The sequence below is a fragment of the Billgrantia sp. Q4P2 genome (assembly GCF_052806135.1).
Window position 1 is genome coordinate 369565 of the sequence record NZ_JBRBAI010000004.1, and the last position, 13139, is coordinate 382703.

Below are 13139 nucleotides of genomic sequence, written 5' to 3' on the forward strand. Positions count from 1 at the left end.
GTCACATGTCTGCCTTCGAGCGACCCAATGATGACCGCGACAACGGTGCCCTGGCCGCCTATGAACTTTCCTGCCGCGATAGCGAGGAGGGCGCGACCTGCCCGCTGATCAGCGGCAAGGTGCAGCTGCTGCCGCTGCGTTATGGCCTGGTCGAGGAGCTGGTACCCGGATGCTCCACGCCCTACATCCTGAGTGCGCGGCCGCTGGGCATTCGCCTGCTGCGTAACGGCTATCTCTATGTGCTCGATGGCGAGACCAACGAACTCGCCGAGTACGAGTTTCGTGAACAGGGTGATGAGATCACCGGTGGCAAGCTCGAATACGAGACGGATCGGATCCTCTACGTCTGCTTCTCTGAAGTGAAGTGGACCGACACCAAGCGTGCCCAGGTGCTGGAGAGCGAGGAAGATCGTGATGCCTTCATGCAGGCAGTCGATCTCTCGGGCGCCAATCCTGTCACAGGGGGCGGCGAGCACTTGATCACCACGGCCCAGGCGGAAGAGTGGGTCGCGGAATTCGCCGAAGATGCCGAGTTGGAGCAGCCCGAAGGCGGCCATGAGCAGGAAGGCGAGGCCTACCACTGGGAAAACGACCATTACTACCACAAGTCTCGCCTTGGCAAGCTACTCAAGCAGCATGAGGTCGAGGACCGTGACGAGTGCTTGTGCCTGGTGGTGCGCGATGACATCGGCGTCATGCGCGACCTGGCGATGTACCAAGACAACGTAGTGGGGTGGCATCAAGACTGGGCAGTGGAGGAAGGGGGAAAAACCAAGCGAGATTATGTCCTTGGCAGCTACATAGACTCCTTGATCACAGTGAACGAGGATAGGCTACTACTCCGCGCCCAGGGGGGTGACGAAGCAACGCTGGCTTTATTGGAAGATACCAATGAAGGCCAAAGACAGGCTATCTACGATCATCTCATAGCTCGGCGGGACCATCGGGGTGCGATCCCCATGGGAACGGAATCCCACTGGCGGCATGAGCGATTTGCAGACAATGAGTACGTCCAGACGTTTCTTGCCATGCATGATGCACTGGGTGAGCAGCTCTATGCCAAACACCGGGATTTGATCAATCGTCTCAATCTTGAAACCTTTCATACCCTCAATGGCCGTAACCTAGGCCAGCGTGGTATCGACCAATTGATTGATCGTGGAAGCATGACACAGTGTTTGGTAGCCGAGGGCGCGAAACTTGCCCGCTGGAGCACGATCTTGGATGCCATAAGCCATGATCGCGCCGAGATGCTATGCCAAAATCGCCTTCACAAGGCCGCCTGGTATTTCGACCCTCAAGATGAAGAGCAGCTAGCGCTGGCATTCGATGCCGAATACAACTGCACCAAGGATATTTGTCGCAATGATGAAACTATCGAACGCATCGGTGACTGGCTAGAACGAAACCCTGCTTACGACAGGCCGCTCTTCCATACCCTCTCCCTGAAAGATCAAGGTGCATTGGCTATCGAGCTGAGCAATCTTGTTTCAGCTAGCTACGGCGTTGGAACGCGCTCTATTGCGCTTTTGGAAAATCTCGACGAGTGGGCAGATCGTCTGCATGCTTTGGAGCAAGGCAAGCTTCCCGATATCACGGAGCTGTCGGACGACACTCGTTCAACGGCTGTCATGGCGCGGGAGAACTTGACGCCTGCTGTGAGTAGAGGCATCGCTCGTTCTATGGAAGCGCTTGCCCATGCCATGGAGGGGACGGGCGCTTTGCCACCGCTGGAGGAGATATTCCGTGACCTGCCCAAGGCTCTGGGGCAACGCTTGATGAGCGCTGCCCGAGAGGGCAGGTTAACTTTTCAACTGGCTAACGACGCTGAAGTGGCAAACTTCCGCCGCTTATTGCAGCAAGTGTTGGCGTTGAGGATCAACTTGGGACGCTTGAACAGCCAGACCTCTCAGTTGCGTGATCGCAGGCAGCACGGCACAGAGGGCTACCGACATCTGGAGCAGGAAAAACGGCAAATTCAGCAGCGCCTCACTCCCCTGGAAGAGCAACTGGCACGAGCCATCAGTCCGGTGGAAGATTTGCCGGTAGACGCTGAACGGCTTGCCTCACCAAGCGAAGCCAGCAGTGCGGGCAGGGCACGTGCTGGTCTGACCGTGGTGGCTGCTGGTGGCGGGGTCACCAGTACGCAGCTACAGCAGACGGGAAGCATGATTCGCAATATTAGACAGGGCTACCGCTCGGCATCGCCAGTGGCGAAGGGTGGCGATGCCTTGTCTCTGCTAGTTTTCCTGGCCCAGGCGGTCAATCTTTGGGCGACGATCAAGGAGTCAGACAGGCCTTCTTCAACAGACCCACTGGCAGAGGGTGAGGAATCCAAGTTCTGGCAGGCTGCATTCGGTACGGCAGCGGCTGGTCTGCTGGCTGCTCAGGCAATCGGCCATACCGCTCTTTCCAGCCATGCCCAGGCGATGACCAAAGCCTTGGGTGAAAGGGCTTCGGGCACCAAGACCGTTTACTCGCAGATGGGGCGTCTGCATCTGGCTATAGGTATTCTAGGCTATGCGGCAGGTTTTGGTGCGGCGCTATATAGCTTAGCCAACGACTTCAGCAACTGGCAGTCGGCGCTGCGTAGCGGCAACCGCACCGCCCAATATGGGGCCCTTACCGCAGCAGGCGGCAGTGCCGGATTGGCAGGAAATTTTTTCTATGGTCTGCAACGAACAATAACCACAGGTCGTGATGTACTTCTGCGTCGTGTCACTCTCGATGTGGCTGGAAGGTACCTTGGTCAGGTCTTGGCAAGAGTCAATCTGCTGGGGCTGGTCTTTTCCCTGCTCCAACTGGGTGGCACCTGGGTCTACAATCGCTACAACCTGGATCGGCATGACCGCTGGCTGGAAACCACTCCTTGGGGTAGCGCTAATCGGGATAGTTCGCTTGAAACGTATACGGAAGAGCTGCTTTCCATCAATCAAGCGGTACATGCCACTCTGGCTCGGAGTGACGACCAATATTTAATAGGTATTGTATTGCCTAGCCTTGCCAAAGAAGCCTTGCAGGCTCCCTTGGGTGGGCGGCCCGTAGTACGGATATCCTTCCAGGCTTGGCAGATACGCCCTGAGCCTCGGAATCGCCGTGCTGGGCCGGGTCCGGCGCAGCCAGGTGAGCTATGGAGCCCTATTACGGAGGACTTTGGGCCTTCCTTGGGCTTACTTACCACGGCTAGCGCAACGGGAGTCGCCATTCGGGGTGTGGTGCCCCCACGACGCTTTACGCCGGAACACTATGCGGTGGCCGTTCGTCTGGAGCGCTTGAATGATGAAGGAGAGTACCAGACCAACGTCCATGATATTCAGCTGATCTATCTGAATCCCTCGCTGGGCACGGGGCCGGGTTCTCACTACCAACCAACCGATAGCATGACGGCACCCATCGAGCCGAATGGCTGGTACGCTATCGATCCGCGCACCATGGTAATGAATCCGTAAACGGGAGCCTACATGGCCAAGAAAAACAGCCTTATGGGGCCTGACCCAACCAAACCGCAGCGCGCCGGCGATGTAGAGCCTTTGCCAGGGGGGCGTATTTCCTTTCTGGCACCTCTCCCCCTCCCAACGGGGGAGTCGGCGCTAAACGAAGGGGCAGTCAGCGAGCTCAACGATACATGGCTAGACTATGGCGCTGGCTGGCCCGGTGTTTTTGGCAACCAACTAGTTCTGGGGGGAGCCTTTAAGGGGTTTCTTCTAGTGGCTGTTGTGATGCCTCTAGTTCTATCACCATTTATGTCGGAAAGACTCTTCAATGCCCTCTCTGATGGCTTTATAAGGAATGGCCTATACATGTCGGCCACTGTGCTAATTGCTGGCCTTTGGGGTGTTATTTCCGTCCATTCAAAGCGCAAAAAGGTAATTCCGACACGTTTTCACCGACAGCGACGTGAGGTCTGCTTTGTGCCGGAAAAGAAGAACGGTGAGGGCTATGAGGCGCCGGTTTTCGTGCCCTGGGAGTCGCTGCGCGTATGGATATTCGAGACGCGTGGCATCACTCAATATGGCGTGCAGCAACAGTACGGTATGGGGATCGGCTATGTGCTGCCCGGCACCGACCAGTGGGTGAAAACGGAGTTCATGACGCCGGCTTTGCCTCTGGCCCTTGCCGAATGGGAAGCGCTTCGTGGTTATATGGAGTACGAGGTCAACACGCTCGATGAGATCCAGAGTCCGCTGACCATCCGGGAAGAAGGGGATCCCCCTTGGGAGGGAGCTCATACCATTCGCAACGCCCATCGCCGGCTTCACCGTCGCCGCCGCAACGGAGAGGTAGGCTGGTTCTACACCTTGGGCTGGTACCTCTATCACCTGCTCACTTTCTGGACTCTGCCGGGCTATCTGGCTGAGTTGGAAACGTGGCTACTCAGACGCTCCGGTACCAAGTCGCTGCCACCGGAGATGGTGGAATGGTCCAAGCCGCTCCCCAAGGAGCAGTGGGCCAAGCCCAGCGAGGAGTTGGTGCGCCTGTCAGAAGAGGTACGGCGGATTCGCCAGCGCGATCCGCAGCGACCGGTCGAAGAAGTGTTCGCCGAGGCTTATCGTCGCCAGGGAGTCGAAGCCTGACGATGGACAAACAGCGCAAGGGCTTTTCTGGGCCCGACCCCACCCAGCCACAGCGAGCTGGTGATGTAGAGCCTTTGCCAGGGGGCCGTATCGCCTTCTTGGCACCTCTACCTCTCCCGACGGGAGAGCCGGCGCTAAACGAAGGGGCTGTCAGTGGACTCAATGATACCTGGCTGGACTATGGTGTTGGATGGTTTGGAGTCTTTGGCAACCAGCTAGTTTTAGGGGTCTCATTTGCGTCGTTTCTTCTGATGGCAGTCGTGGCTCCTCTAATATTGTCGCCATTTATGTCGGAAAGACTCTTCAATGCACTCTCCGATGGGTTTGTAAGGAACGGGCTTTATATGGCATCCATTGGAATGAGTGTAGGGGTTTTGGTAACGATTAAAGCTTTTATTGATCGAAAAAAGGCTATTCCCGTGCGCTTTCATCGCCAGCGACGAGAAGTCTGCTTTGTGCCAGAAAAAAATAATGGTGATGGTTATGGGTCACCAGTTTTCGTGCCTTGGGAATCACTTCGAGCGTGGGTTTTCGAGACGCGTGGTGTTACTCAATATGGCGTGCAGCAACAGTACGGTATGGGGATCGGCTATGTGCTGCCCGGCACCGACCAGTGGGTGAAAACGGAGTTCATGACGCCGGCTTTGCCTCTGGCCCTTGCTGAATGGGAAGCGCTTCGCGGCTATATGGAGTACGAGATCAACACGCTCGATGAGATCCAGAGCCCGCTGTCCATCCGGGAAGAGGGGGATCCCCCCTGGGAGGGAGCGCATACCATTCGCAACGCCCATCGCCGGCTTCACCGGCGCCGCCGCAACGGAGAGGTAGGCTGGTTCTATACCTTGGGTTGGTACCTTTATCACCTGCTCACTTTCTGGACCCTGCCGGGCTATCTGGCTGAATGGACGACATGGTTGGCTAGGCGCTCCGGTACCAAGTCGCTGCCACCGGAGATGGTGGAATGGTCCAAGCCACTCCCCAAGGAGCAGTGGGCCAAGCCCAGCGAGGAGCTGGTGCGCTTGTCGGAAGAGGTTCGGCGGATTCGCCAACGCGATCCGCAGCGACCGGTCGAAGAAGTTTTCGCAGAAGCCTATCGTCGGCAGGGAGTCGAAGCCTGATGCTTTCTCCTCGAAAGCGGGCTTTTGCCAACAAGCAGAGTGGTTATCGCTCACTTAAGTCAATACATGAATGCAGCCAACGTGCGGTAAGTTTCTAAGACATTCGCTGCGTTAACCCGTAGTGAGCTAGTGAATCATTGGGCCTTCTCCAGGAAGGCCCTGGCCCCCGCTGTTGCCTGAAACCGCGCAGCGGGGCGGAAACACACATTCATTAGGGCCGGCGCCAAGCATCTGCCCCGGCGGTAGCGTGGGAAATCGAACACCTATCGTCGACCCCAACCCATTGAGAACGAAATGACCTTTACCACGCACCCCGCCTCGCTGACCTGGGTATGGGCCAGGCAGGGAGACCGCCGATGAGTCTACATGAGAGTTATGCGGAAACTGCCTATCGCGCCGATGCCATTCCCGAGCAGAGCCATGCTCCTAAGAATGAGATGCTGCGCGGGCGTATCCTCGAAACCCGTCTCCCCTGGGGAAGCTATGTGGGAGTCAATCCCACCACTTACCAGTATTCCGAACTCTGGTTCAAGGAGTATCAGTATATTGGCGAGGAGTATCACGACTATACCATGATCAACGAGTTGCGTTGGTCACAGCGTGTTGACGAAAACCTCAACGATTTTTATCGTATTGTCAGGTTTGTTTTTGTCATTTTCTCCCACGGATTTAGTTTCGCCGGTGGGGGGGGGTGGGTGTTTACAGGGATTGCCATATTTGTCTCTGTTGTAGGGGCGATAGGGCAGCTTTTCGTTGATGAGCCACGCTTCCCTTTTCTGCTTCTTGGAATACCTCTTACCGTTGGCGCTATTTGTGGTGTTGCAACTGTTCTTCGCCAGCTTTGGGAAAAGCACTCTATTAAATTCTATAAAGGAAATCGAAATTGGTCGAATGATTACGCCTTCTATCGGCGTAGCGGCATGGTCAAGACGGATATCGGCGACTTTCCTTTCTACGAGTTCGATGCCTATATCGAAATGACCGTGGGCACCCAGGGTTCGCAGTTTCATTCGCTCAAGCTGATCCATCGCTACCCGCACCGCAGCCGTCTGCCGCATACCAAGCATCCGCTGGAGTTCAGCTTTACCGTAGCTGGCAGCATCGCCCAGCTATATGCTGCCTGGGATATGCTGCAGCGCTATATGGATGTCTCTCAGCCACTGCCGGATATTCCCCAAGTGGAACCCTTCCGTCATCTCGACCCGACCACCAAGGCCTATGACGAGGCGGGCAAGCGGGGCCGTCCCGCCACCTATTGGCGCGACCTCTACGCCAACAGCAGTGACGCGGAACTCAAGGCTTTGCGCGAAGCCCACCGCGCCGAGGTGGACGGTACAGCCTGGGGTGGCCGCCCGGACCTGATGGAGATTTCGGTGCCCAATTACCGCGAGACCCGCAGGGGCGAACCGGAGGACGTCAACGCCTTTGGCCGCTTCCCCTGGAAAGCCGGCAAGTTCCTCGACCGGCCGGAAGCGACACCGCCCCAGGACTCATCGGAGCCACAGGAAAACGACCAACGCTCACGCTGATATCCGGCACGACGACAGATATCGGGGCCTCCGCAAGGAGGCCCCCAAGGGCGCTTTATCTTTAGCTTTTGACTGCAGAGCGGATGCCCGGTTTGGTTATCCACACCCGAAGCGCCCTCATACGATACCCGCCAGGGAAGGCACTTCTTGCCTGCCCCGGCAGTAGCAGCCTATCTAAAGGTGGCTTTGGTTGCCGTATAACAGGGACGTGTAGCCCACGAATTGTAAAAGCGCGGCAGCGCACTATCCGGCGAGTGGCGTGCCATTTCTGCCCTTGGTGACAGTTTCTGGACGCGTGGCCGGGTAGGCAATTGGCCTAACATGCCTCTGACGGCCTGGCAATAACGATAAGGGATTTGACGCACCATGCCCAAACCGACCATTGACGATTCGCTTCCCCCGATGCGTGCCGGCGAGCGAGAAAGCCGCGCCGGCGGCGAGCAATACTGCCTAAGTCCCCTGCCTCTGCCCACCGATAGCGAGCATGGGGTGGATGTCGCCCATATCGACGTTTGCCATAACGACGCCACCATGGATCTTCGCCAGGGGGCCAACCACGAAAGCTTATTGACCATGGGGCATATTGCCAGTGGATTAACAACATTTATGGTAGGGCTTGGAGTTATATTCTTGCTTATGGCCATTTCCAAAGGATCGTTGCCATTGGAGTTGGTCGCAGGGTGGGGGGGGATGTTCTATGTGATTGTTCTTTTCGCTTTTATCCTGGCCATCATAATGGGAAATATAATCCTTAAGCGTACCCCCCCCATCCGTCTGCACCGACATCGCCGTGAGGTAGCCTTCGTGGTAGAAAGCCCGGGGCAGCGACTTTGGCTACCCAGTCCCTCTAATATGTGGCTAGGCTCTTTTACATGGGTAGCAGCTGGTGTGTCCGGGCACTACCTGATTATGGACGCCGCAGAGTTCTTGCGCCCTGGCGGTGAGGCGGGCTTCCCACTAAAGATACTGCTTCTGCATGTCGCCTCTCTGGCTTTCCTTCCGCTATATCCGTATGTCTACGACTTCTGCCGTAAGCTGGCGGGGCAAGAACGGCAGACGGTCCTGGTGCCTTGGGAGGACGTGATTGCCCTGGCGGTCTTCAACCCCAGCGTGAGCGCCGGGGCCGTCACAGGCTTCGGCTGGAACTTTGCCCTGCTGCCACCCGACCCCGAGCGGCCGGGTTATACCCTGCCCGGGGCCGGCATTATCGTCGGTGTGGGCGGCCTGCCCGGGGCGCTGGCTCAGTGGGAGTACATTCGCCGCTTCATGGAAGAAGGACCAGAGGCCATCACGCCTTCGGCCCGGGAGTGGGGCCTCGAGTGGTACGACGCCTACGTCGCCCGGGAAAAGGCGGAATGTGAACGCACCAACGACATGGCCCGCTGGCGGCGCTTCCGCCGCAAGCGGCTATGGGAGCATGCCCGCTTCGCTCACTGGTACACCGAATATCGCATGAAGCACGTGCTGCCCAAGGCGGTACCCAGGGACTGGCTGGCGGAGTGGTCCAAGCCGCTCCCCAAGGAGCAGTGGGCCAAGCCCAGCGAGGAGTTGGCGCGCCTGTCAGAAGAGGTACGGCGGATTCGCCAGCGCGATCCGCAGCGACCGGTCGAAGAAGTTTTCGCAGAAGCCTATCGTCGGCAGGGAGTCGAAGCCTGATGCTTTCTCCTCGAAAGCGGGCTTTTGCCAACAAGCAGAGTGGTTATCGCTCACTTAAGTCAATACATGAATGCAGCCAACGTGCGGTAAGTTTCTAAGACATTCGCTGCGTTAACCCGTAGTGAGCTAGTGAATCATTGGGCCTTCTCCAGGAAGGCCCTGGCCCCGCTATTGTCTGAAATCGCGCAATGGGGCGGAAACATACATTCATTAGGGCCGGCGCGAAGTGTCTGCCCCGGCGGTAGCGTGGGAAATCCAGAGGCATGAGGGTTGGCTGGCACCTGCTCCGCTGACGGCCATGCCGGAGGATATGTCCATCGCCCTCAGCATCGATAGAGCGGAAGATGACTACTGGATCAAGGAAAGACTCAATGTCCGCTAAAGAAACTATTGGCGACTACTACGCCGATACCGCCTATACCCCCGCCAAGCGTCAGCAGTGGGAAGCAGCGAACCCTGAGCGGGATACTATTATTGGCTCTCGACTATCGTGGGATCGACGAAGCCAAGATAATGCGATGAAAGAAGATTATGATTTTAGTCATGTTATAATCTCCCAAGAAGAGGAGCGGCGCTGCGTTTCTAATGATGTAAATGACGACGTAAAGTTCAATCTATTGAAAATGCGTTATGACAATCAGTCCTTAATGCCGCCAAATTATAAACCCAGTGCAAGATTTTTTTTCATATCTATGGCAGTTGCTAAGGGTTGTTTTTTTATTTGCTTCTGGATTCTTGGGTTGGCTGTCGCTGGTTTGTTAGGCATGGCTGTTTTTGATGGAAAATTTTTGCAATCACTAATGGCCATAAGGATGATGGCTTTTATTTTAGCACCGGTTGCTATCATAATGCTAATTATATGGAAGGGGGCGGGGTGGCTAACACGTAAAAATTCGGACTTTGCTTACGGAACAAGGAGTGGTCCGCTCTGGCAAGCTAACCGCCAGACGGGTCTATTCACCATCTATCATCCCAACCAGGCTTGGAAACCGCGCCTGGAAGCCCCCTTCTGGGAGTTCGATGCCTTTCTGCAAAGCTCCCCTGATACCCAGGGTAGTGCCACCTACTCGCTGATTCTCTATCACCCCTTCCAGCGGATCCGGCAGAAGCTGGATGCCCAGTTTCCGCCGACCAAGATGCCCGGGGAACTGGTCGCGGCGTGGCAGTTCCTGCAGCGCTACATGGACATCTCCCAACCGCTGCCCGATGTGCCGGGCCTGGAGATTCATCGCCATAAGGACCCCACTACGGCGGCAGCGGATCAGCAGCAAGGGCGCAACCCGCGCTACTGGCGTGATATGGACGAAGCCAGCGTGAAGAAGATTCAGGAAGAGAAGTACCGCAAGAACATCCGCCTGCGCTAAGCCACAGTCATCGAGTCATCACCGGGCCTTCACAGGAAGGCCCTGGCCCCCGCTGTTGCCTGAAACCGCGCAGCGGGGCGGAAACACACATCCATCAGGGCCGGCGCGAAGTGTCTGCCCCGGCGGTAGCGTGGGGAAATCCAGAGGCATGAGGGTTGGCTGGCGCCTGCTCCGCTGACAGCCATGCCGGAGGATATGTCCACCGTCCTCAGTATCGAGAGAGCTGAAGATGACTACTGGATCAAGGAAAGGCTCAATGTCCGCTAAAGAAAACCTCGGCGACTACTACGCCGATACTACCTACACCCCCACCAAGCGCCAGCAATGGGAGGCAGCCAACCCTGAGCGGGATACCATTATTGGCTCGCGGCTTTCCTGGGACCGGCGGACCCAGGATAATGGCACTAACGAAGAGTATGGATTCAATAATATCGCCATCTCGCAGAACTGGGAGGAGCAGCGAGAAAAGAAAAAGCTGGAAGGAAGCAGTATCTTTAAAGAAATGAAGGTGCGTTATGATTATCAGAGCATTATGCCGCCTAATCATACGGCAATGGCTAAGTTTCTACATATTTCCATGGGATTCGGGATTGTGTTTTTTTTCTAGCCTCAGCCAGCTTTGTTCTGGTGTTTTTAATCGCTTTGTTTAGCTGGGTGTTTGGAAGTCAGGATGCTGAATATTTTTATTCGGGATTGCTTGTAAGCGCCAAGTTTTCTCTTCCAATCATCGCTGTCTGCTTGGCTTTCTGGAAAGGGGGGCGGTATTTGGAGAAACAACACCCTTCCGTTTTTTATAGAATGCGAAAGGCACCTCTCTGGCAGCTTAACCGCCAAACAGGCTTGTTCACTATCTATGATCCTAAGAACGCCTGGAAAACTCGCCTGGAAGCCCCCTTCTGGGAGTTCGATGCCTTTCTGCAAAGCTCACCCGATACCCAGGGCAGTGCCACCTATTCGCTGATTCTCTATCACCCTTTCCAGCGAATTCGTCAGAAGCTGGACGCCCAGTTCCCGCCGACCAAGATGCGGGGAGAGTTGGTTGCGGCGTGGCAGTTCCTGCAGCGCTACATGGACGTCTCGCAGCCGCTGCCCGATGTGCCGGGCTTGGAGATTCACCGCCATAAGGACCCCACTACGGCGGCAGCCGATCAGCAGCAGGGCCGCAACCCGCGCTACTGGCGCGACATGGACGAAGCCAGCGTCAGGCAGATCCAGGAAGAGAAATACCGCAAGAATATCCGCCTGCGCTAAGCCGCAGTCATCGAGTCATCACCGGGCCTTCACAGGAAGGACCTGGCCCCACTATTGCCTGAAATCGCGCAGCGGGGCGGAAAAGGATGAAATCAGGGTAGGCGCGGGGCGTCTGCCCCGGCGGTAGCGTGGGGGACGCTACTCCGCTGACAGCCATGCCGGAGGATATGTCCACCGTCCTCAGCATCGAGAGAGCTGAAGATGACTACTGGATCAAGGAAAGGCTCAATGTACGCTAAAGAAAATCTCGGCGACTACTACGCCGATACCGCCTATACCCCTACCAAGCGGCAGCAGTGGGAAGCGGCCAACTCTGAACGGGATACTGTTGTTGGCTCGCGGTTATCTTGGGTTCGCCAAACTCAAGATAATGCCATGGAAGAGGATTATGACTTCAGCCATCTTGAAATTTCCGAAAAGGAAGATCGGCGCTGCCTAGAGAATAATGCTAAAGGCGATGAAGTATACCGCTTGCTGAAAATGCGCTACGATCACCAGGCTATAATGCCGCCAAATTATAAGTCAAGCGCAAGATATTTCTTTGTTTCCATGGCGCTTGGGAAGGTTGTCAGTTACCTGTCGGTCATTGCTTTTATTTTTTTTCTAATTGTATATGCCCTTTTCTTGGCTTTTGGAAATATTGATTCCAAGAGGTACCTAGAGATAGTTAAGGTTTTTTTTGTTCTGCTCTTCCCTTGCTTTATAGTTTCATTTTTTATATGGAAGGGTGGGGAATGGGTAAACAGAAAAAAAGATTTGGCTTTTAGAACAAGAAAAGGGCCGCTCTGGCAGCTTAACCGCCAAACGGGTTTGTTCACTATCTATGATCCTAAGAATGCTTGGAATACACGCCTGGAAGCCCCTTTTTGGGAGTTCGATGCCTTTTTGCAGAGCTCCCCTGATACCCAGGGTAGTGCCACCTACTCGCTGATTCTCTATCACCCCTTCCAGCGAATCCGGCAGAAACTGGATGCCCAGTTCCCGCCGACCAAGATGCCCGGGGAACTGGTCGCGGCGTGGCAGTTCCTGCAGCGCTACATGGACGTCTCGCAGCCGCTGCCCGATGTACCGGGCCTGGAGATCCATCGCCATAAGGATCCCACTACGGCGGCAGCCGATCAGCAGCAGGGGCGCAACCCACGCTACTGGCGAGACATGGACGAAGCCAGCGTGAAGAAGATCCAGGAAGAGAAGTACCGCAAGAACATCCGCCTGCGTTAACCGCAGTCAACGAGCCAATCGCCGGGCCTTCTACACGAAGGCTCTGGTCCCGCTATTGCCTGAAACCACGCAGCGGGGCGGAAACACACAACCATCAGGGCCGACGCCAAGCGTCTGCCCCGGCGGTAGCGTGGGGAAATCCAGAGGCATGAGGGGTTGGCTGGCGCCTGCTCCGCTGACAGCCATGCCGGAGGATATGTCCACCGTCCTCAGCATCGAGAGAGCTGAAGATGACTACTGGATCAAGGAAAGACTCAATGTCCGCTAAAGAAAATCTCGGCGACTACTATGCCGATACTACCTACACCCCCACCAAGCGCCAGCAATGGGAGGCAGCCAACCCTGAGCGGGATACTATTATCGGCTCGCGGCTATCATGAAATCGCCGGACCCAGGATAACGGGACAAACGAGGAGTATGGTTATA

General features: G+C 56.0%; 10 protein-coding genes. All 10 read left to right on the forward strand.

Annotation, left to right across the window (positions count from 1 at the left end; genetic code table 11):
• Window positions 1-5: 5 nt before the first annotated feature.
• The 10 genes from ACUY1T_RS09600 (at window position 6) to ACUY1T_RS09645 (ending at window position 13093) form a co-directional block, all read left to right on the forward strand.
• A complete protein-coding gene (locus ACUY1T_RS09600; RefSeq protein ID WP_446022207.1) occupies window positions 6-3449 on the forward strand; it encodes a toxin VasX in 3444 nt (1147 codons plus the stop codon).
• 462 nt (window positions 3450-3911) lie between these two features.
• Complete coding sequence (locus ACUY1T_RS09605; protein WP_446022209.1) at window positions 3912-4574, forward strand: hypothetical protein; 663 nt, start codon at window positions 3912-3914, stop codon at window positions 4572-4574.
• Between the two features lie 2 nt (window positions 4575-4576).
• Window positions 4577-5692: a hypothetical protein gene (locus ACUY1T_RS09610; protein ID WP_446022211.1), complete on the forward strand. Its 1116-nt coding sequence runs from the start codon at window positions 4577-4579 to the stop codon at window positions 5690-5692.
• Window positions 5693-6048: 356 nt separating this feature from the next.
• Window positions 6049-7221, forward strand: a complete 1173-nt coding sequence (locus tag ACUY1T_RS09615; RefSeq protein ID WP_446022213.1) for a hypothetical protein — start codon at window positions 6049-6051, stop codon at window positions 7219-7221.
• 1065 nt (window positions 7222-8286) lie between these two features.
• The gene (locus ACUY1T_RS09620) at window positions 8287-8877 is read left to right on the forward strand and encodes a hypothetical protein (RefSeq protein WP_446022215.1); all 591 of its coding nucleotides are present in this window, start codon (window positions 8287-8289) and stop codon (window positions 8875-8877) included.
• A gap of 371 nt (window positions 8878-9248) precedes the next feature.
• Entirely contained in the window at window positions 9249-10241 is a 993-nt protein-coding gene (locus ACUY1T_RS09625) for a hypothetical protein (RefSeq protein WP_446022216.1), read from the forward strand.
• 256 nt (window positions 10242-10497) lie between these two features.
• Window positions 10498-10848, forward strand: a complete 351-nt coding sequence (locus ACUY1T_RS09630; protein ID WP_446022218.1) for a hypothetical protein — start codon at window positions 10498-10500, stop codon at window positions 10846-10848.
• Window positions 10849-11081: 233 nt separating this feature from the next.
• Complete coding sequence (locus ACUY1T_RS09635; RefSeq protein ID WP_446022219.1) at window positions 11082-11492, forward strand: hypothetical protein; 411 nt, start codon at window positions 11082-11084, stop codon at window positions 11490-11492.
• A gap of 228 nt (window positions 11493-11720) precedes the next feature.
• On the forward strand, window positions 11721-12713 hold the full coding sequence (locus tag ACUY1T_RS09640) for a hypothetical protein (protein ID WP_446022221.1): 993 nt from the start codon (window positions 11721-11723) through the stop codon (window positions 12711-12713).
• Window positions 12714-12970: 257 nt separating this feature from the next.
• Window positions 12971-13093: a hypothetical protein gene (locus ACUY1T_RS09645; RefSeq protein ID WP_434233032.1), complete on the forward strand. Its 123-nt coding sequence runs from the start codon at window positions 12971-12973 to the stop codon at window positions 13091-13093.
• The last annotated feature ends 46 nt before the right edge of the window (window positions 13094-13139 follow it).